Here is a 20640-nt window from a genome sequence, read left to right on the forward strand (position 1 = left end):
CGCGACCCGATGGATTCCGTCGGTGTCCGGACCTTGAGACTTTCGCGCCCGATCCGCCTCGCCGCCACGAGGCGGGCCTGTCCGTCCTCGTTCCGGGTGGCAAGGGAATCGCGCGGGTCTCTGCGCGGCGCGCCGCATGCGGGGGCAGCCCTCATGCGCCCAGGAATCGACGGCGGCTTTGCCTTCCCGCGCCGATGGGCGATACGGTCAATCCTTGCGCCCGAACAGCCGTTCGATATCGGGCAGGCGCAGCTTGACCCAGGTGGGGCGGCCGTGGTTGCACTGGCCGGACCGGGGGGTGCGTTCCATGTCGCGCAGCAGGGCGTTCATCTCCTCGGCCGTCATGCGGCGGCCGGACCGGACCGATCCGTGACAGGCCATGGATGACAACACCGCGTCGATCCGCCCGCGCAGCCGGTCGGAAGCATCCAGTTCGACCAGATCGTCCAGGATGTCGCGGATCAGGGCCTGGGTGTCCAGCCGGGCAAGCATGGCCGGAATTTCCCGCACCGCGACGGCGCCGCCTCCAAAGGGTTCAATCACCAGACCCAGTTCGGCAAGGTCTGGCGCGATGGCCAGGATTCGCGCGGCGTCGTGGTCGGGCAGGGCGATGATTTCGGGAATCAGCAGCACCTGCCGGGCGATCCCGGCGGCGGCGGCCTGCGCCTTCAGGCGTTCATAGACCAGACGTTCATGGGCCGCGTGTCCATCGACGATCACCAGCCCATCGACGGTCTGGGCGATGATGTAGTTTTCGTGGATCTGCGCCCGTGCCGCGCCAAGGGGGGCGTCGTCGGGCACCGCGACCGGATCCTCGGCCCGCGCCGAGGGCGCTTCGGCAAAGCCGGGCACCGGGGCTTGCAGATCAAGGCTGGCCCGGATCGCCGGGGCCGGCGGGCGATAATCCATCGGATAGGCGCGCGGCGCCGTGGTTTCGGCGCGGAACGCCGCCATCGCCGCATCCCCCACGGTCGAGGAGGCGCGATGCCCTGCACCCGCCAGGCCATGCCGCAACGCGCTGACCAGCAGGCCGCGCGCGGATTGGGGGTCGCGGAACCGCACCTCGGCCTTGGCGGGATGGACGTTCACGTCCACCAGTTGCGGATCGCAGGCCAGATAGAGGACCGCCGCCGGATGCCGCCCGGACGCCAGCACATCCATGTAACCCGCCCGCAGCGCGCCGGTCAGCATCTTGTCGCGCACCGGGCGGCCGTTCACATACAGATGCTGCGCCACCGCCGCGCCGCGCGAATAGGTCGGCAGGGCCGCGAAGCCCGACAGCCGCAACCCGTCGCGTTCGGCGTCAAGGGCGATGGCGTTGTCGATGAAGTCGCGGCCCATGACGCGGGCCAGCCGGGCGTGCAGCGCGCCCAGCGGATCGCCCGTTTCGGCGTCGCAGCGCAGGATCTCGCGGTCGTCGGCGGTCAGGGTAAAGCCTGCGAAGGGTTCGGCCATGGCCAGGCGGCGGACGCATTCGGCCACCGCCATCGTCTCGGCCCGGTCGCCGCGCAGGAACTTGAGCCGGGCGGGCGTGGCGTAGAACAGGTCGCGCAACTCGACCACGGTGCCGGGATTGGCGGCGGACGGCCGGACCGGCGCGATCGCGCCGCCCGTCACGGCGATGGTCGCCCCGTCGCCGCTGCGAACGCGGGACGTGATCGTCAGCCGTCCCACCGCCCCCAGGGACGGCAGCGCCTCGCCCCGGAACCCGAAGCTGCGGATCGCCAGCAGGTCCGATCCGTCGATCTTGCTGGTCGCGTGGCGCGACAGGGCCAGGGGCAGGTCGTCCGGCGCCATGCCGCAACCATTGTCGCAGACCCGGATCAGCCGCTTGCCGCCGTCCTGGATGGCGATGTCGATTCGCGTGGCCCCGGCATCAAGCGCATTTTCCACCAGTTCCTTGACCGCCGACGCCGGGCGTTCCACGACCTCGCCGGCCGCGATACGGTTGGCCGTCGCCTCGTCCAGTTGCCGGATGACGGGCCGGATATGGGGGGTTTGGCTGTTCATGCCCCCAAATCTAGCAGGGCCAAGTCCACGCCGCCAGCGATTCCCGTGCCTGGCTCAGTTGGTGGGCTGGCTGTCCGTGGCCGTCACCCCCTCGGGGCGGCCGACCAGCACGAACCGCAACCCGTCCGATCTCAGCAATTTGGCCGCCACGCGCTTGACGTCATCCGCGGTCACGGCCTCGACCTTGGCGTTGCGGGTGTTCACGTAATCGATGGGAAAGCCGATCACCTGCATTCCGGCCAGGATGCCGGCGATCTTGCCGTTGCCGTCGAAGCGCAGGGGGTATTCGCCGGTCAGATAGGTCTTGGCGTCGTTCAGTTCCCGATCGGTGACGCCCTGGGCCAGCCGGTCCCATTCGGCCCTGATAAGTTCGACCGCCTGTCCCGTGGTGGCGTTTGATCCCGACATGCCGCCCTGCCAGGTCTGGCCATAGACGCCGGTGGCAAGGCCGGTGCCCACGCCATAGGTCAGCCCGCGCTTTTCGCGAATCTCCTCCATGAGGCGGGAACTGAATCCGCCGCCGCCCAGGATGTGATTGGCGACATAGGCCGCGAAGTAATCGGGATCGTCTATGGCCAGCCCCGGCCCCGCAAAGCTGACGACCGTCTGGGGGCTGTCCCAGTCGATCACGGTCACGCCGCCGGTCAGTTGCAGGTCCGCCGGTTCCGGCAGGGGCGCGGTGCCCCGTTCGGGCAGCCCCCCCAGCACCTGGTCCAGAAGCAGGCCCAGTTCCTCGGGCGTGATGTCGCCCGCGGCGCCCACCACCACGCGGTCGCGGGCCAGCACGCGGTTCTTGGCGGCCACCAGATCCTGGCGGGTCAGGGCCGAGACGGATTCCGCCGTGCCGTTGATCGAGGTCGCATAGGGGTGATCGCCCCAGGCCTGCCGGGCCATTTCCCTGGCGGCGATGGATTGCGGATCGGTCGCCTCGGACCGGATGATCGATTGGACCTGCGCGCGAACGCGTTCGACCGCCGCATCGTCGAAGCGGGGCTGGGTCAGCGCCTCGGCCAGCAGGGCCGCGGCCTCGTCGCGGTTTTCGGACAGGGCGCGCACTCCGACCGACAGCGTGTCGTCGCCGACGTCAAAGGAAAACCGCGCGCCCAGAGCCTCGACCGCCTGGGCGAAGGCCACCGAATCGCGGCTGCCCGCGCCCTCCTCCAGCGTGGCGGTCATCAGGTTGATGGCGCCGCGCTTTTCGGGCTGATCCAGGCTGGCGCCGCCGCGGAAATCGAATTCGACGGCGACAAAGGGAATGGTGTCGTCCTGGACCAGCCAGGCCTTGATCCCGCCGGGGGACGTGACCTCCTGAATGTCGATGGCCTGGGCCGGGACGGCCAGAGCGGCGAAGAAGACGGCAATGACGGCGCGGATCATCCTTGGACCTCGGCGGCAGGGGTGTCGGTCGGTGCGGGCGCCGCGCCGCCGGGGGCGGCGGCCGGCATGGCGGGCGGCGGCGTTTCGGCCGGATCCTCGGCCGGCGGGGGCAGCAGCCAGCCGGTCACGCTGGCCTTGCCGCCCAGAACCTGCCGGGCGGCCCGCGCGACATCCTCGACCGTCACCGCGGCCAGGATGTCGGGCCAGTCGTTGACATCCTGGACGGACAATCCGGTCGCCAGCCCCTGCCCATAATCATAGGCCCGGCCATGCGCGGAATCCAGCGTATAGACCCGCGCCGCCTCGATCCGCGTCTTGACCCGGTCCAGATCGGCCTGGTCCGGGCCGGTTTCCAGAAATGCCGCCAGCACCTTGTCCAACTCGGCCTCGGCCTCGTCGGGGGCGATGCCGTCGGCGGGAACCAGCGAGACGGCAAAGCTGGTCGGATCGACCGACAGGCCGTCATAGCCCGCGTTCACCCACAGCGCCTTGCCCTTCATCGCCAGTTCCCGCCCCAGAACCGAGGTCTGCATGGATCCGCCCAGCAATTCGGCCAGAACCGTCAGCGCGGCCGCGTCCGTCTGATCGCCCGGATCGCGTTCGGGCGCGACATAGCTGCGCGTCATCACCGGCTGGGGCACGCGGGGGTCCGTCATCTGCATCCGGCGGGGCGCCCGCTGGGTGGGTTCCTGCGGACGCACGCGCGGCGCGGCCTCGCCCTTGGCGGGGATCGGACCGTAATACCGTTCCGCCAGTTCGCGCGCCCTTTCGGGCGTCACGTCCCCTGCCAGGATCAGGATCGCCTCGTTCGGGGAATAATGATCGTCGTACCACGCCAGGGCGTCGTCGCGGGTCAGCCCCTCCATCTCGGCGCGCCAGCCGATCACCGGGCGGCCATAGGGGTGGTTGTAGAACAGCGTGGCGTTGCGTTCCTCGGAAAACAGGGCGCCGGGGTCGCTGTCCACGCGCTGCGCCCGTTCTTCCAGCACGACCTGCCGTTCGGCCTGCCAGTCATCCTCGCCGATGCGCAGGTTGGCCATGCGGTCGGCCTCCATCTCCATGACAAGAGGCAGGCGGTCGGATGCGATGCGCTGGAAATAGGCGGTATAATCAGAGCTGGTGAAGGCGTTGTCCATGCCGCCGTTGGCGGTCACCGTCTTGGACAGCTCGCCCGGTTCCAGCGTGTCGGTGCCTTTGAACATCAGATGTTCCAGGTAATGCGCGATCCCCGACTTGCCCGGCGGCTCGTCGGCCGATCCATTGCGGTACCAGACCATCTGCACCACGACCGGCGCACGATGATCCTCGATCACCACGGTTTCCAGGCCGTTCGGCAGGGTGAAGCTGGTGATGCCGTCGGGCATCTGGGCCAGGGCGGGCGCGGCGCCCAGGGTCAGGGCCAGCAGGGCGGGCAGCGTGGGTCGGGGCATGGGGGCGAACCTCCTCGTTCTTTGGGGAAAGTGACCAAAGCGCGGCGCCCCTGCAACCTCTCACACGCTAATGTGTCGCCACGGTGATGGGCAGGGTCAGGGGGCCGTGCGCCTGAAGGCCGGTTTTCCAGACCGCTGGCCCTGCACGCTCGATGCGGCGGCTGCGGGCCAGCAGGGCGGTGAACAGGATCTCGGTGTTCAGGCGCGCCAGAGTGTTGCCCAGGCAGACATGCGGCCCGGCCCCGAAGGCCAGATGGACATTGGGCCTGCGCGCGACATCGAATCGATCGGGATCGGGAAAGGCCGCCGGATCGCGGTTGGCAGCCGCGTAAAGCAGGCCGAAGGTCGTTCCCGTGGGCCAGTCCTGCCCGCAGATCGTCACGTCCTGCGATGCGTGGCGGTGGAAAAAGATCAGCGGCGGGGCAAAGCGGAACATTTCCTGCACCGCAGTCGGCATCAGGCCGGGGTCGGCGCGCAGGCGGGCCAACCGGGCCGGATGGGCCAGCAGCGCGTGCAGTCCGCTGCCCATCGCGTCGATGGTCGATCCGTGCCCCGCGTGCAGGATTTGCATGATCGTCGCGATCAGTTCGTCATGGCTCAGCAGGCCCGCGCGTTCGGCGCCGATCATCGCGGTCATCAGATCGTCGCGGGGCCGCGCCTGCCGGTCCGCATGAAGATCTTGCAGCGCCTCGTGGAATGCCCGCGTCGCGGCCTCGGCGCGCGCCTTGCGATCCGCCGTGCGCTGGCTCACGTCGAAATAACCCACGGTCTCGTCCGACCACCGGGTCATCCGCGGCGCCAGGGCCGGGTCCGTGCCGATCAGGTGGCCGATGACCTGTCCCGGCAGATGGGCGGCCAGATCGGCGATGAAGTCGAACCGGCCCTGCGGGATCAGCCGGTCAAGCGCGGCATCGACCCATTCGGCCACAAAGCCGCGCAGGCCTTCCAGCCGGGACCGCGTGAAGAACGGAAACACCGCGCGCCGCAGCCGGTCGTGATCCGGCCCGTCGATTTCCAGCATCGAGGTCTGCACGAAGCGTTCGTGGAACGGCATGTCGTGGAAATTCTGGGCCACCTGCATCCGCCGGCGTTCCGCAGGGGGGAACATGGCCGTGCCCCGCACCATCCTGCGATCCGACGCGATGGCATGCACATCCGCAAAACGCGATGCCAGGCGGAACCCCTGCCACAACGGCAGGCCCGGTTCCGCCCGCAACCGGGCATAGGCGGGCCAGGGATTCTTGCCGAAATCGGGTTGCGCGGGGTCGAACCCTTCGATCATTCCTCGGGCGGCGCGGGCGAGGTCTGGGTGATGGCTCCGGCACGCTGCCACCGCTGCTGCTCGATGCGCGAATCCAGCGCCAGCGGGCGATAGGCGCGCTGATAGACGGTGGTGCCGAACAGCGCCTCGAGCGGGCGGCGCCTGTTGCGCGACCGCCATTCCACATCCGCCTGCGCCAGCTTTTCGCGGATGGCGGGGTCGCTGCCGCGCCGCGTCGCATGGGCCACAAGCGCCCCGTCGGACGCGGCGATGCCCTGGTCCGTCAGGCGCGCCGGATTGCCGCCCAGGGCCGCGACCGCATCGGCATTCGGGTTTGGATCGGTGATGTTGGCCCCGCCCGGCGTCGGCGCGGGCAGCAACGCCAGATCGGGCGGCATGGACAGGGGCCGGGTCGGCAGGATGGCGAATTCGTCCGGGCTGTTCTGGCCGGTCTCGATGTTCATCAACTGGCTGCTGCCGCAGGCCGACAACCCCATGACCGCCCCGATGGCGATTCCCCTGACCAAAGCCCGCATCATCTGCCCCTTGTTCCTTGCGCCCGGTTCTAGCCCGATTTGCCGGTCCCGTCACGGGGATTGTCGGCGGGCCTTGGCCGCGCCTTGCGCGCGGGCTTTTCGGATTTCGCCTTTTGCGGCACCAGGACCAGCCCGATGGCTCCGGCGAAAATGCAAATATCGGCCACGTTGAAGCTGTAGGGGTTCTGCCAGCCCGGCATCGACATGTTCAGGAAATCCGCCACCGCGCCATACAGCAGCCGGTCGATCACGTTGCCCAAGGCCCCGCCGATCAGCAGCCCCGCCGCGACCTTGGCAAAGGCTCCGGCATTGGCGCGCCGGATCCAGATCCAGACCCAGGCCACGATGGCCACCGCCACCGCGATCAGCAGCCAGCGCGTGACGTCGGTGTCCGATGCCATCAGCCCGAAGTTCATGCCCTGGTTCCAGGCCATGCGCAGGTTGATCCAGGGCGGCAACAGGTCGATCTCTCGCACCCGGTCCAGCCGCAGCAGATGAACGACCCAGTATTTCAGGATTTGATCCGCGACAAAGATCAGCCCCGCGACCCAGACCACAAGGCGCATATCGGTACGGGCCGGAGGCGCGGGTTTTTTCGGCATCCGGGGACGCCGGGTCTTGGGCGACGGTTGCGGCGCGGGGTCGCGGGGCGTGGGATCCAGGGGCAATTCCTGCTGCATGTCAGTGCCGGAAATGCCGCTGGCCGGTCAGGACCATGGCCAGACCCAGGCGATTCGCGGCCGCGATCACCTCGTCGTCGCGCATCGACCCGCCGGGCTGGATGACGGCGCGGGCGCCGGCTTCCGCCAGGGCCTCGATCCCGTCGGCAAACGGAAAGAAGGCGTCAGAGGCAACCACCGCGCCCATGGTCGGGGGCTGGGCCAGGCCAAGCGCCTCGGCCATGTCCTCGGACTTGCGGCGCCCGATGCGGGTGCTGTCCACGCGGCTCATCTGGCCCGCGCCGATGCCCACGGTGGCCATGTCCTTGGCATAGACGATGGCGTTTGATTTGACATGCTTGGCGACGGTCCAGGCGAACAGCATGTCGGCCAGTTCCGCGTCGTCGGGCCGACGGTCGCTGACGACCTTCAGGTCCGACCGGCCGACATGGCCGTTGTCGCGGTCTTGGACCAGGAACCCGCCCGCGACCTGGCGGAAGGCCAGCCCCGGCGCCTGCGGATCGGGCAGGCCGCCGGTGGTCAGCAGGCGCAGGTTCTTCTTGGCGGCGAAGATGCGCCTGGCGTCGTCATCCGCATCCGGCGCGATGACGACCTCGGTGAAGATCCTGGTGATTTCTTCCGCCGTGGCGCCGTCCAGCGTCCGGTTCAGCGCGACGATGCCGCCAAAGGCCGAAGTGCGGTCGCAGTCGAAGGCCCGCCTGTAGGCCTCCAGAACGCTGTCGCCCCGCGCCACGCCGCAGGGATTGGCGTGCTTGACGATCGCGCAGGCGGGGCCTTGGGCCGGGTCGAACTCCGCCACCAGTTCCAGGGCCGCGTCGGTGTCGTTGATGTTGTTGTAGGACAGTTCCTTGCCCTGCCATTGCTTCGCGGTGGCGACGCCGGGGCGGTTCTCGCCCGTGACATAGAAGGCGGCCTTCTGATGCGGGTTCTCGCCATAGCGCAGCGGTTGGGCCAGCGTGCCCGCAAAGGCGCGGCGGCGGGGCGTGTCCTCGCCAATGGCGCCCGCCAGCCAGGTGCTGACGGCAGCGTCATAGGCGGCGGTGCGCGCATATGCGATCTGCGCCTGCCGCTGCCGGAATTCCAGCGTGGTCCGGTCGTCGTTGGCGTCCAGTTCGGCCAGCAGGGCATCGTAATCCCGGACATCCGCGATCACGGTGACGAAACCGTGGTTTTTGGCGGCCGCCCGGATCATCGCCGGGCCGCCGATGTCGATGTTCTCGATGCAGTCGTCATGGGACGCGCCCTTGGCCACGGTCTCCTCGAACGGATACAGGTCCACCACCAGCAGGTCGATCGGACCGATGCCATGCGCCTGCATCGCGGCCAGGTGTTCGGCATTGTCGCGCAAGGCCAGCAGCCCGCCATGCACCGCCGGGTGCAGCGTCTTGACCCGGCCATCCATCATTTCCGGGAACCCCGTGACATCGGCCACGTCCACCACCGTCAGCCCACCCTCGCGCAGCGATTTCGCGCTGCCGCCGGTGGACAGGATCTCGATCCCCCGCGCGTCCAGCTTGCGGGCGAAGTCGACCAGTCCCGTCTTGTCGGAAACGGAAATCAGCGCGCGTTTCAGGGGCACGGGATGGGACATGAGAGGCCTCGCATCTGGTTTCGCGGCCCACCTATCCGTCCGGGACGCCAAGGTCCAGCACTCCCGTCGCGCCCGGCGCGATCTTCTTCACGCAAATATCCTCGGGGGGTCCGGGGGGCGAAGCGCCCCTGGCCGTCGCGGGACGCCGATCGCGGCCTCAGCCGGCCTTGCGCAGGCGGGCCATGAAGAAGCCGTCCATGCCGCCCAGGTCCGACCAATGATCGGGCCGGCTGCGCAGCCCGCCCTCGGGTGTGATCCAGGACGGATCGATGCCCGGCAGCGCGGGGGGGACCACCGCCAGCCCGGGATGGCGGGACAAGGCGGCCGCGATCTGAATCTCGCCTTCGTCCGGCAGCAGCGAGCAGACGGCATAGACCATCCGCCCGCCGGGCGGCAGCAAGCTCAGGGCGTGGTCGATCAGCCGCGCTTGCAGTTGGGTCAGCACGGGAATGCCCGATCCGTCCCGCAGAAAGGGCAGGTCGGGATGGCGGCGGATCGTGCCGGTCGCCGAACAGGGCGCGTCCAGCAGGATCGCATCCGGGGCCGCGTCGGGCCGCCATTCCAGGGCATCCGCCGCCACCACATCCGCGGACAGGCCGCAGCGGGTCAGGTTCTCGGCCACGCGCCGCAGCCGGGCGGGGCTGACGTCCACCGCCGTGACCCGCGCGCCCGCCGCCGCCAGTTGCAGCGTCTTGCCGCCCGGTGCCGCGCACAGATCCGCAATTCGTTCGCCGGGGCGCGGATCCAGCAGGCGGACGGGCAGGGCGGCGGCCGCGTCCTGGACCCACCAGTCGCCCGCCGCGAAACCGGGCAGGGCGGACACCTGCACCGGACCATGAAGGCGCAGCGATCCGGTCGGCAGTTCCTGGGCGCCTTCGACCGTCACGCCCGGTTTCGGCGTCAGATCCAGGGGCGCTGCGGCCTGATGCGCGGCCTCGATGGCCTGGGCCACCGTTTCCCCGTGCGCGGACACGACCGATTCGCGCAGCCAGGACGGCATCGGCTGCGGCGGCAGGCCCGCCCATCCGTTGTGCGCGGCAACCTTACGCAGCACGGCGTTCACCATGCCCGACGCCGCCTGGCCTTTCTGCCCAAGCCCCCGCGACAGGCTGACCGCCGCATCGACAACGCCATGGGCGGCGGCGCCCAGTTCCAGCATCTCGACCGCCGCCAGGCGCAGGATATCCGCCACCTGCGGGTTGGGTTTGCGGCTGACATAAGCGGCGATCACCGCATCGGCGCGCGACTGGTGGCGCAGAACCTCGGCGGCCAGGCGCCCGGCGCGGGCCTGGTCGGCGGGCGGCAGCGCCTTCAGCGCGCCGGCCTGGTCCGACAGCGACAGCCCGTCGCGCACGCCCGCCAGCAGCCGCAATGCGCCCGAACGCGCCCTATCCAAGCCCTGCTTTGCCAAATCGCTTTCCTTTGCCTATGTCTTGTTGGAAGACTGACCCCGATCCATAAGCCCCCCCGAGGGATCTTTCCATGAGCGAGCTGTCCCCCAAGAACCCCGCCGACCTGCCGCCCGAGGCCCGACGCGCCCTGGCCGAGGCCGCCGAACGCCGCAAGGCCGCAGCAGGCGGCCAGCCCCTGCCCAGGGAATACGGCGGGCGCGACGGGCCGGAACCCGTCCGGTTTGGCGATTACGAAAAGAACGGTCTCGCGGTGGATTTCTGAATGGATTGGCTGCGCGCCCCGGCCGCCCAGCAGGGCCGCGCGATTCTGGCGGGCCTGCTGGATCCCATCGATCAGACCGAGGCCTATCTGGCCGCCATCAAGGCCCATCCCGACGCGGGGCGCATCTATGCCCGCGTGACGGACGCGCGCGCCCGGTCCGAAACCATCGCCGCCCATGACCGCGCCAAGCTGGAACTGCGGCGCGGCCTGCTGGACGGCGTGGCGATCAGCTGGAAGGACAACATCGACAGCGGCGGCACCGTGACCGAGGCCGGGTCCAGGCTGCTGGAGGGGCGGGTGCCGCGCAAGGACGCCATTGTTCTGGCCCGCGCGTCCCGCCAGGGCACGATCATGCTGGGCAAGACCCACATGACGGAACTGGCCTTTTCCGGACTGGGGCTGAACCCGAACACCGCCACGCCGCCGAACGCGCTGGATCCCGACCTGGCGCCGGGCGGATCGTCGTCGGGCGCCGCCGTGTCGGTGGCCTTGGGCCTGGCGGCGGCGGCGATCGGGTCGGACACGGGCGGTTCGGTCCGGGTGCCCGCGGCCTGGAACGATCTCGTGGGCTTCAAGCCCACGCATGATTCGCTGCCCGAAAAGGGCGTCGTGCCGCTGTGCCGCAAGTTCGACATCGTCGGTCCCATCGCCCGCACGGTCGAGGATTGCGCCGAACTGTTCGCGCTGATGGCCGCGACGAAACCCGCCGACCTGACCGGCGCGTCGGTTTCCGGGCGGCGTCTGCTGGTGCTGGACGGCGTCCCTTTCGAGAATGCCGAGGAAGGCCCCGTTGCGGCCTTCGAGGATGCGGTGGACCGGCTGGCCCGCGCGGGCGCGCAGATCACGCGCCTGTCGCCCGATTGGGTCGCCAAGGCCGTGGCGCTGTCGCCCGCGCTGTTCGCGCCCGAAGCCTATGGCATCTGGCGCGCCCAGATCGAGGACGCGCCCGAACTGATGTGGAGGCCGATTTTGGACCGTTTCCGCAGCGGGGCGGACATCAGTGCCCCGGATTACGTCTCGGCCTGGGAAAGCCTGGTGCGGATCCGGCGCAAATGGGTCAAGGAGGTGGCGTCCGCGCATGACGCCATCCTGCTGCCCACCGCGCCCATCCTGCCTCCCAACGCGGCGCGGCTGATGGCCGACGACGGGGAATTCGTCCGCGCGAACCTGCTGGCCTTGCGCAACACCCGGATCGGGAACCTGCTGGGCCTGCCGGTCTGCACCCTGCCGAGCGGGCATCGGGCCTGCGGAATTTCGATCATGGGCCATGCCGGGCGGGACACGCATCTGCTGCATGTCGCGGCCGGGGTCGAATCGGCCCTGGCCGCCACCTGAGATGCGGCGGGGGCGCCAAGCCCCGTCGATCTGCGGCCAAATCGCCTGGGGCACGATTTTTGCCGGGATGGACGGCCCGGCTTTCGCTGGACGCAAAGGCGCGGTCACGCTAATGTTTCCCGTGACAAACGGGGCCAGAGATCCCGAAAGCGAGGCAGAATGGCAATCCCCGAGCGGTTCTCGAACCTGCCCGAATATGCGTTTCCGCGTCTGCGGACGCTGCTGTCCGGCATTGCGCCGGGCGTGAAGAACGGCGAATCGCCAACCGTCCTGACCATCGGGGAACCGCGACATGCCATGCCGGATTTCGTGGCCGGGGTGATGGCCGACACTATCGCCGGATTTGCGAAATATCCCCCGAACGAGGGGGCGCCGGGGCTGCTGTCGGCCATCGGCGGATGGCTGGGAACGCGCTATGGCCTGGACGTGGCGCCGGACCGGATCATGGCGCTGAACGGCACGCGCGAAGGGCTGTTCAACGCCGCGCTTGCGTTGTGTCCGGAACGCGTCAACGGACAGCGGCCCGCGATCCTGATCCCCAACCCCTTTTACCAGGTCTATGCCGTCGCCGCCGCCGCCGTTCAGGCCGAGCCGGTCTTCGTGCCCGCCACGCCTGAAACCGGCAACCTGCCCGATTATGCCGCGCTGCCGGCCGAGATTCTGGACCGCACCGCAATCGCCTATCTGTGTTCGCCCGCCAATCCGCAGGGCGCGATCGCCGACCGGGATTATCTGGAACGGCTGATCGCCCTGGCCGACCGGCACGATTTCCTGGTCTTTGCCGACGAATGCTATTCCGAGATCTGGCGCGATGCCCCCCCGCCGGGCGCCCTGGCGGTGGCCGCCGCCATGGGGCTGGCCGACCGGGTGGTGATCTTCAATTCGCTGTCCAAGCGGTCGAACCTGCCCGGCCTGCGGTCGGGCTTTGTCGCAGGCGGCGCGGCCAGCATCGCCCAGATCCGCCGCCTGCGCGCCTATGCCGGGGCGCCGCTGTCGCTGCCCGCCCAGGCCGTCAGCGAGGCCGCCTGGCGCGACGAATCGCATGTGGCCGCCAGCCGCGCGCTGTATCAGCAGAAATACGCCATCGCCGACCGGGTGCTGGGCAACGTGCCCGGATACCGGCCCATCCAGGGCGGGTTCTTCCTGTGGCTGCCGGTCGAGGACGGCGAGGACGCGGCGCGGACATTATGGGCGCAGGCCGGGATTCAGGTTCTGCCGGGCGCCTATCTGTCGCGCGAGGTCGGGGGGATCAATCCCGGCAAGGGCTTTGTCCGGGTCGCCCTGGTGGCCGATGCCGGCCAGACCGAAGCGGTGCTGCACCGGCTGCGCGCGGTTCTTTATGATGGAACGACGGACGGGGAAGGCTAGGACGATGGCAAGCTGGCAGGCAAAACACCGCGATCCGCTGTTCGATCAGTCCACCCAGGCGGCCCTGGAACGGCGCGGCAAGGAATTGCTGGGCGCCGTGCTGGTCATTCTTGGCATCGCCATCGCGATGATGCTGGCAAGCTGGTCGGCCGAGGATCCCAGCTTCCTGTCTGCCACCGACGAGCCTGCGCAAAACGCCTTGGGCAGCGTCGGCGCCTATGTCGCCTCTCCGCTGATGATGATCGCGGGATACGGGGCGTGGGTGCTGGTCCTGGCGGCCTTTGTCTGGGGGTTCCGCTTCATGACGCACCGGGGCGAGGATCGCGTGATGCGTGGCCTGTTCACGCCGCTTTCGGTGGTTCTGGCCTCGGTTTACTGCAGCACGCTGGTTCCGGGTGCCGGGTGGGAACAGACCTATGGCCTGGGCGGGCATTTCGGCGACATGGTGATGGGCGCGGTGCTGAACCTGCTGCCGGTCAAGGCGCAGATCGGCATCCGGGTCGCCGCGCTGATCGCGGCGGGGGGAATGCTGGCGATGACGGCCTTCGTTCTGGGCTTCCAGCGGGACGAGTTGCGCGACCTTGGCCGGCGCTTCCTGTCCGGGCTGCTGACGGCCCTCGACCTGGCGATGCGGGCCGTGGGTCGGGGTGCCGTCGCCTCGGCCGGGTTGAAGAACAGGCTGTCCGCCCGGCGGGCGCGCGGTTCGGGCGCGGCGGAGCCTGCGCCCCGAACACCGACGGTGGCCCGTCGCAAGCCCGCCGCGCCCGTCTTCGAGCTGGAGGAAGACCTGCCCGAACCCGAACTGATCGAACGCGATTCCGATTACGACGGCGGCGCGCCCTCGGCCGACGAGGTCAGCGGCCGCATCAGCGACGCGATCCGCACCCGTTCCGGCAAGCTTTCGGTCCTGGCGGCCGTGACCGCGCGGCTGTCACGGGACGGGCGCGGGAATCCGGCGGCGGCCGACGCCGCCCCGGCGGATGCCGATGCCCCCCGGATCGTCGCCGCGCTGTCAAAAAGGCCCGCCGCGCCGACCCATCCGCAGGCGGGCGCCGTGCCGGAAAGCCTGGCCGATGACGCGCGGTCCGATTACGAATGCCCGCCCCTGACGCTGCTGACCGCGCCGTCCGCCGGCGACCAGCCGCAGATCTCGGAAGATGTCCTGATGGACAACGCCCGGATGCTGGAGGCGGTGCTGGACGATTACGGCGTCAAGGGCCAGATCACCGAGGTCCGCCCCGGCCCGGTCGTGACGCTGTACGAACTGGAACCCGCGCCGGGGCTGAAGGCCAGCCGCGTCATCGGCCTGTCCGACGACATCGCCCGGTCGATGTCGGCGCTGTCGGCGCGCGTCAGCACCGTGCCGGGCCGCACCGTGATCGGGATCGAACTGCCCAACGCGCGCCGCGAAAAGGTGCTGCTGCGCGAAATCCTGGCGTCCCGCGCCTTTGGCGACGGCACCCAGCCGCTGCCGCTGGCCCTGGGCAAGGACATCGGCGGCGATCCGGTCGTGGCGAACCTGGCCAAGATGCCGCACCTGCTGATCGCCGGGACCACCGGGTCGGGCAAGTCGGTGGCGATCAACACCATGATCCTGTCGCTGCTGTACAAGCTGACGCCCGACGAATGCCGGCTTATCATGATCGACCCCAAGATGCTGGAACTGTCGGTCTATGACGGCATCCCGCATCTGCTGTCCCCCGTCGTCACCGATCCCAAAAAGGCCGTCGTGGCCCTGAAATGGGTCGTCGGAGAGATGGAGGAACGGTATCGCAAGATGTCCAAGATGGGCGTGCGCAACATCGAGGGCTACAACACCCGCGTCCGCGAGGCGCTGTCCAAGTCCGAGATGTTCAAGCGCACCGTCCAGACCGGGTTCGACGAGGACACCGGAGAGCCGGTCTTCGAGACCGAGGAGTTCAAGCCTGAGACCTTCCCCTATATCGTTGTCATCGTGGACGAGATGGCCGACCTGATGATGGTCGCCGGCAAGGAAATCGAGGCCTGCATCCAGCGGCTGGCGCAGATGGCCCGCGCGTCGGGCATCCACCTGATTATGGCGACGCAGCGGCCGTCCGTCGATGTCATTACCGGCACGATCAAGGCGAACTTTCCGACGCGGATTTCCTTCCAGGTGACCAGCAAGATCGACTCGCGCACGATCCTGGGCGAACAGGGGGCCGAACAACTGCTGGGCCAGGGCGACATGCTGTATATGGGCAACGGCGCGCGGATCACCCGCATCCACGGCCCCTTCGTGTCCGACGAGGAGGTCGAGGAGGTCGTGACGCACCTGAAATCCTTCGGCCCGCCGTCCTACAAGTCGGGCGTGGTCGAGGGGGTCGAGGACGAGGTGGCCTCCGACATCGACGCGGTGCTGGGCCTGGGCGGGGATGGCAGCGACGATGCGCTGTATGACCAGGCGGTGATGATCGTCGCCAAGGACCGCAAGTGTTCCACCAGCTATATCCAGCGGAAACTGGCCATCGGCTACAACAAGGCCGCCCGGCTGGTCGAGCAGATGGAGGAGCAGGGGGTGGTGTCGACGGCGAACCATGTCGGCAAGCGCGAGGTGCTGGTGCCCGAAGTGTGAGTCGCCTTACCCGCCCGCCCCCTGCCCGTGATGCGCGATCTAGGCCAGAGGGTTCTGGACGGCGAGGAGGATGTCCAGGGTGAAGATCGGAATCCAGGCATCGGGTTCAAACCTGACAATAGCCTTGTGAGAAATGAGAATCATCGGTGCCGCGACCAGGTGCGGCAACGCGCCGGTCGGCATCACAATGGGGAAAGTCGTGCATCGTGACAGTTCATTCCACAATCGAGATCGGTGAAACACTGGCGTTATTCATCGACCGGACATGGGCCGACCAGGGAGCCTGAATCAAAGGCGCCGATCAGCGCGAATCATTCACGCACGCGCTCAAGGCACTTTCGGGTGTCATGTCTTGGTTTTTCACTTTTTCGATCACGCACTGACGTCGTGCTTTTTGTCTTGCTTGGGAACCCGCGCAAATTTTCATAGCGTCTTCGATACGAATCCCGTGTCTATCTTTGATATTCGCGGCACATTGCTGAATATTCCAAGCGGCATATGATTCTTGCGCAAAGAGAAGTAGAAGCAATAGAGAGATGATCGATTTCACAGGAACTCTCCTTGACCTGCCTGACCTCTCGATTTCCGCAAACCCGTTTCGGCCAGGTCAACGAGAAACCTAGCACAGATCGCGCATTTCGCCATTATCATGCGGCTGCGCTAGCGTCCGCCCGTGCACCGGTATAAGTGTGCGCCCTATGACCTTCTGGCATATCCACCTTCTGAACGCCCGTCACGCCCTGACCCCGGTCCTGTCGGAAATCCGGCAGGCCAGCCGGGATGCGGTGGCGCGCGCCTCGGACCATGCCGACCTGCCCGATTTCGATCTGGTCATCCGCGCGCATCAGGACCGGTCCGCCGATGGCGCCATCCAGGGCCAGTGCCCCGTCCCCGGCATCATCGAAATCGCGCTGACCCCCGACCGCTTCGATCCTGCCATGTTCACCCGCGCTCTGGTCCGGCAGATGGCGCATCTGATCCGCCGGGAGGGGCCGGGCTATGGCAAATCGCTGGGCGAGGTTCTCGTCAGCGAAGGGCTGGCCGGGCATTTCGTCTTGCAGGTCATGGGCGGGCCAGCGGAGGCCATTGATACCGTCCGGCCCGCGCAGGGGGCGATGCGGCAGGCGCTGAACGAATGGGCGCGGCGCGATTGCGACCATGGCCGCTGGTTCAACGGCAAGGGCGACCTGCGCAAGGGGACGGGCAGCAGCCTGGGCCACCGGCTGATCGCCGAGCACCTGGCGCAAAATCCCGGCGATTCGGCAGCGGTGCTGGCGCGCGCCCCGGCCGAGCCGTTCCGCCAGATTCTGCGTCGGATCGCGGCGGCCGAGGGGCAGGCGGCCGAGGGGCAGCAAGACACCGGTCAAGCGGACCAAGGCCCGGCGGACGCGAACCCGCCCTCAGAAGGCTGAGGGGCGCGGGCTGCGGCCCCTGGCCATCCCGGCGCCCAGCAGCAGCCCGGCCAAGGCGCCGCCCAGATGCGCCTCCCACGCGATGGAGGGCATCAGGACGGTCAGCGCCACGTTCAGCACCACCATCACCGCGACGCCGCGCCACAACTGCCCCAAGGGACGCTTGCGGCGCCAGCCGGTCATGGCGGCAAACCCGATCAGCGCCCCCGCCAGCCCGAAGATCGCCCCCGACGCCCCGATCATCGGCCCGCCGTCCGGCGTCATGACCGCGAACAGCAGCGCCGCCGCGACCTGCGATACGGCATAGACGACCGCCATCCTGCGGGCGCCGATCAGGCGGTGCAGTTCGCGCGCGATGGCCACCAGGGACAGCATGTTCATGCCCAGGTGCAGCAGCCCGGCATGGAGAAAGCCATAGGTCACGAACATCGTCAGCAGGTGGCCCGGAAAGATCCCCTGACCGGCCCAGACGACCGGCGACCAGAAGCCGCCCAGAAACAGCGCCGCCTGCCGCACGATGGGATAGCCCAGCAACTCGGCCGCCAGGATCAGCGCCTGCACCAGGCAGCACAGAACGATGACGGCCCTGACCCAGACCGGCAGCCGGGGCTGCGCCCGGTCCTGAACGACAACAAAGGGATCGGTCGGGGCTGCCATCAATCCGCCTTGATCTGCCGTGCCTCGGCCACCAGCATGATCGGGATGCCCGCGCGGATCGGAAAGGCCAGCCCGGCGGCCCGCGACACCAGTTCCTGCCGCGCCGCGTCGTAAGACAGGGTGGCATGGGTCACGGGGCAGACCAGGGCCTCCAGCATGTGGCGGTCGAAACCGGGCTGATCCGGGTTGTTCATTGCAGTCGTTCCTCGTTGTCGCCGCCGTGCAGGGCGAATTCGATCAGGCCCTGCAACAGTTCGCGGCGGTCCGACAGGGTCGGGCTTTCCAGCAGCGCCTGCTTGTCGCCGGGGGGGAACGGCAGCACCATCGACAGCGAATTAATGAGCGCCTCGTCTTCGGCATCGCCCGCCGCGTCCCAGTCGGTGGACAGGTCATGCGCCTCCATATAGCGGCGCAGCAGGGGAAACAGCGCGTCGCGGTTCATGCCCGCATCGTCCTCGGCCCCCTTCATGTCGCGGGAAAAGGACGACCAGTCCACATCGGCCATCAAATAGGGGGTGAAACCCTCCTTCGCCTCGACCAGGCGGAACCGGGAAACCGCGCGGAGCGAGATCATCTGCCGTCCGTCGTCGGTTTCCGAAAACGCCACCACCCGTCCCGCGCAGCCGATCGCGGCCAGGCCGTCGCCTTCGGGCTGGATCAGGCCGATCAGGCGATGATCCGTCTTCAGCGTGTCGTCCAGCATCTGGAGATAGCGCGGTTCGAACACGTGCAGGGGGATCCGCGCGCGGGGCATCAGCACCGCCCCGGTCAGCGGGAACAGGGCGATGCGCGCGGGCAGGTCGAATCGGAAATGCATGGCCCTAGGCGAAGATCAGCGAGGACAGGCGCCGCCGACCCTTTTGCGCCAGCGGATCGTTCGGCTTGAGGCTGTCGAAGATGGTCAGAAGCTGCGCCTTGGCCGCTCCGTCGTTCCAGTCGCGGTCGCGGCGGAAGCTGTCCAGCAGAATGTCGATGGCGTCCTCGACCCGGCCGCCCGCATGAAGGGCCTGGGCGTATTCCAGCCGTGCGGCCTGATCGTCGGGGTCGGCATCGACGCGGGCCTGCAAGGCGTCGAGGGGACCAGCCTTGGCGGCCTGTCGGGCCAGGTGCAGCTGGGCGCGCGCGGCCTCGACCGGGGCGCTGGTCGCGGCGGGGGCGGGGATCCGGTCCAACGCGGCCTGTGCGGCATCGGGGTCGCCCGCCGCCAGATGCGTGCGCACCATCCCGGCCCAGGCATCGTTGCTGGAGGGATCCTCGGATGCGATGGCGGCAAAGGTTTCGGCGGCGTCCTCAAAGGCGCCTTCCTCCAGCATCTGTTCGGCAGCGGCCAAGGCCTCGGCCAGCCCGCCGTCATCGCCCGACAGCGCCGCCAGCTTGTCCACGAACTGCTTGACCTGGCTTTGCGGCACCGCGCCCTGGAAGGCATCGACCGGCTGGCCCTGGAAAAAGGCATAGACAGTGGGGATCGACTGCACGCGCAACTGACCGGCGATCATCTGGTTTTCGTCCACGTTGACCTTGGCCATGCGGACGCGGCCCTTGTGGCGCGCGACCTCGGCTTCCAGTTGCGGACCAAGGGTCTTGCAGGGGCCGCACCAGGGCGCCCAGAAATCCACGATCACCGGCACCTGCATGGAGGCCTGGACCACCTCGGCCATGAAGGTCGCCTCGGTCACGTCCTTGATGAAATCGGCGGTCTTGGGGGCGTCGGCGGCGGTGTCGAAAAGCATGGTCATGGAATCCCCAGGTGGTTCGGGTCTGAATGGCTGGCCGCAATATGGGGCCTGGCACGCTGAAGGAAAAGGGTTCATGGCGCCGCAGCGCGCGCATCAAAGATCGAAGCTGGCCAGCACCGGCACATGGTCGCTGGGCTGGTCCCAGCCCCGGCACGGGCGCAGGACGCGGCTGGCATGGCCCGCGTTGGCGATGTCGGCGGTGGCCCAGATGTGGTCCAGCCGGCGGCCCTTGTCCGCCGCGTCCCAGTCGGCGGCGCGATAGCTCCACCATGAATACAGCAGGCCGGACGGGATGTCCTGGCGCGTCACGTCCACCCATTTGCCCGCATCCTGGGCCGACAGCAGGTGATCGACCTCGACGGGGGTATGGCTGACGACCTTCAGCATCGGCTTGTGGGCCCAGACGTCGTCTTCGCGCGGGGCGATGTTCAGGTCGCCGACCAGGATGGATTTCCGGGGTGCGTCGGCGTGAAAGGCGTCGCGCATCTCGGCCAAGAAATCCAGCTTCTGGCCGAATTTCACGTTCTGATCGCGGTCGGGAATGTCGCCGCCCGCCGGGACGTACAGGTTGTGGATCGTCACCCCGTTGTCCAGCCGCGCGGCGACATGCCGGGCATGGCCCAGCCCGGCGTAATCGCGGTCGCCCGCATCCGTGATCGGCAGGCGCGATAGGATCGCCACGCCGTTATAACCCTTTTGCCCGCGCGCCACGATGTGGGCGTATCCAAGCGCCCGGAACTGGTCCAGGGGGATCTTGTCCACCGGCGACTTGCATTCCTGAAGACACAGCACGTCGGGCGCTTCCTCGGTCAGGAACCGCGCCACCAGGCCCTCGCGCAGGCGGACCGAGTTGATGTTCCAGGTGGCGATGGTGAACATGGGCGGCTCCTTTTGGCGGCGGACCCTAGCGGCGGCGGCGGCCGGTGTCGAGTTGACGCAGCGGCAGGAAAAATGCCGCATTTGCGAAATCGCGGCTTGGT

Annotated in this window: 19 protein-coding genes; 5 read left to right on the forward strand and 14 right to left on the reverse strand. The window is 68.4% G+C overall.

Annotated features, from left to right (window positions below):
• Positions 1-207: 207 nt before the first annotated feature.
• The 8 genes from mutL to CHB77_RS05250 form a co-directional block, all read right to left on the reverse strand.
• Positions 208-2010 carry a DNA mismatch repair endonuclease MutL gene (gene mutL / locus CHB77_RS05215; protein ID WP_089387099.1) on the reverse strand — a complete coding sequence of 601 codons (1803 nt, stop codon included), beginning with the start codon at positions 2008-2010 and terminating at the stop codon, positions 208-210.
• A 54-nt stretch (positions 2011-2064) separates the two neighbouring features.
• Entirely contained in the window at positions 2065-3387 is a 1323-nt protein-coding gene (locus CHB77_RS05220; RefSeq protein WP_089387100.1) for a M16 family metallopeptidase, read from the reverse strand.
• Entirely contained in the window at positions 3384-4817 is a 1434-nt protein-coding gene (locus tag CHB77_RS05225; protein WP_089387101.1) for a M16 family metallopeptidase, read from the reverse strand. The genes CHB77_RS05220 and CHB77_RS05225 overlap by 4 nt, the downstream gene beginning before the upstream one ends.
• Before the next feature lie 67 nt (positions 4818-4884).
• Positions 4885-6099: a cytochrome P450 gene (locus CHB77_RS05230; RefSeq protein ID WP_089387102.1), complete on the reverse strand. Its 1215-nt coding sequence runs from the start codon at positions 6097-6099 to the stop codon at positions 4885-4887.
• Positions 6096-6617, reverse strand: coding sequence for a DUF3035 domain-containing protein (locus CHB77_RS05235; RefSeq protein ID WP_242626530.1), 522 nt, complete (start codon positions 6615-6617; stop codon positions 6096-6098). The genes CHB77_RS05230 and CHB77_RS05235 overlap by 4 nt, the downstream gene beginning before the upstream one ends.
• Positions 6618-6643: 26 nt before the next feature.
• Complete coding sequence (lspA, locus tag CHB77_RS05240; protein WP_089387185.1) at positions 6644-7180, reverse strand: signal peptidase II; 537 nt, start codon at positions 7178-7180, stop codon at positions 6644-6646.
• A gap of 115 nt (positions 7181-7295) precedes the next feature.
• Entirely contained in the window at positions 7296-8885 is a 1590-nt protein-coding gene (gene purH, locus CHB77_RS05245) for a bifunctional phosphoribosylaminoimidazolecarboxamide formyltransferase/IMP cyclohydrolase (protein WP_089387103.1), read from the reverse strand.
• A gap of 157 nt (positions 8886-9042) precedes the next feature.
• Positions 9043-10296: an RsmB/NOP family class I SAM-dependent RNA methyltransferase gene (locus tag CHB77_RS05250; protein ID WP_089387104.1), complete on the reverse strand. Its 1254-nt coding sequence runs from the start codon at positions 10294-10296 to the stop codon at positions 9043-9045.
• 71 nt (positions 10297-10367) lie between these two features.
• On the opposite strand from CHB77_RS05250, the gene CHB77_RS05255 reads away from it, so the two are divergent.
• The 4 genes from CHB77_RS05255 to CHB77_RS05270 all read left to right on the forward strand — a co-directional run bounded on the left by CHB77_RS05255 (position 10368) and on the right by CHB77_RS05270 (position 15855).
• Positions 10368-10559 (forward strand): DUF1674 domain-containing protein, encoded by a 192-nt coding sequence (locus CHB77_RS05255; protein WP_089387105.1) that lies wholly within the window; start codon positions 10368-10370, stop codon positions 10557-10559.
• A complete protein-coding gene (locus CHB77_RS05260; protein ID WP_089387106.1) occupies positions 10560-11894 on the forward strand; it encodes an amidase in 1335 nt (444 codons plus the stop codon). It begins immediately after the preceding gene.
• A 159-nt stretch (positions 11895-12053) separates the two neighbouring features.
• Positions 12054-13262, forward strand: coding sequence for an aminotransferase class I/II-fold pyridoxal phosphate-dependent enzyme (locus CHB77_RS05265; protein ID WP_089387107.1), 1209 nt, complete (start codon positions 12054-12056; stop codon positions 13260-13262).
• A 4-nt stretch (positions 13263-13266) separates the two neighbouring features.
• Positions 13267-15855 carry a DNA translocase FtsK gene (locus tag CHB77_RS05270; protein ID WP_089387108.1) on the forward strand — a complete coding sequence of 863 codons (2589 nt, stop codon included), beginning with the start codon at positions 13267-13269 and terminating at the stop codon, positions 15853-15855.
• A 301-nt stretch (positions 15856-16156) separates the two neighbouring features.
• Here the strand turns inward: CHB77_RS05270 and CHB77_RS18000 are convergent, their stop codons facing one another.
• Positions 16157-16405 carry a hypothetical protein gene (locus tag CHB77_RS18000; protein ID WP_131023315.1) on the reverse strand — a complete coding sequence of 83 codons (249 nt, stop codon included), beginning with the start codon at positions 16403-16405 and terminating at the stop codon, positions 16157-16159.
• A gap of 148 nt (positions 16406-16553) precedes the next feature.
• On the opposite strand from CHB77_RS18000, the gene CHB77_RS05275 reads away from it, so the two are divergent.
• On the forward strand, positions 16554-17267 hold the full coding sequence (locus CHB77_RS05275; RefSeq protein ID WP_089387109.1) for a DUF2268 domain-containing putative Zn-dependent protease: 714 nt from the start codon (positions 16554-16556) through the stop codon (positions 17265-17267).
• Here CHB77_RS05275 and CHB77_RS05280 read toward each other — a convergent pair.
• The 5 genes from CHB77_RS05280 to CHB77_RS05300 form a co-directional block, all read right to left on the reverse strand.
• On the reverse strand, positions 17256-17924 hold the full coding sequence (locus CHB77_RS05280; RefSeq protein ID WP_089387110.1) for a rhomboid family intramembrane serine protease: 669 nt from the start codon (positions 17922-17924) through the stop codon (positions 17256-17258). The two genes, CHB77_RS05275 and CHB77_RS05280, sit on opposite strands and share 12 nt — an antisense overlap.
• The gene (locus CHB77_RS05285; RefSeq protein ID WP_089387111.1) at positions 17924-18118 is read right to left on the reverse strand and encodes a Trm112 family protein; all 195 of its coding nucleotides are present in this window, start codon (positions 18116-18118) and stop codon (positions 17924-17926) included. The genes CHB77_RS05280 and CHB77_RS05285 overlap by 1 nt, the downstream gene beginning before the upstream one ends.
• Positions 18115-18741 carry an LON peptidase substrate-binding domain-containing protein gene (locus CHB77_RS05290; protein WP_089387112.1) on the reverse strand — a complete coding sequence of 209 codons (627 nt, stop codon included), beginning with the start codon at positions 18739-18741 and terminating at the stop codon, positions 18115-18117. The genes CHB77_RS05285 and CHB77_RS05290 overlap by 4 nt, the downstream gene beginning before the upstream one ends.
• A 4-nt stretch (positions 18742-18745) precedes the next feature.
• Positions 18746-19660 carry a thioredoxin gene (trxA, locus tag CHB77_RS05295; protein ID WP_242626531.1) on the reverse strand — a complete coding sequence of 305 codons (915 nt, stop codon included), beginning with the start codon at positions 19658-19660 and terminating at the stop codon, positions 18746-18748.
• A 93-nt stretch (positions 19661-19753) separates the two neighbouring features.
• Positions 19754-20539 (reverse strand): exodeoxyribonuclease III, encoded by a 786-nt coding sequence (locus CHB77_RS05300; protein ID WP_089387113.1) that lies wholly within the window; start codon positions 20537-20539, stop codon positions 19754-19756.
• Positions 20540-20640 lie beyond the last annotated feature (101 nt).

Source organism: Paracoccus sediminis (assembly GCF_900188295.1).
GTDB classification, from domain to species: domain Bacteria; phylum Pseudomonadota; class Alphaproteobacteria; order Rhodobacterales; family Rhodobacteraceae; genus Paracoccus; species Paracoccus sediminis.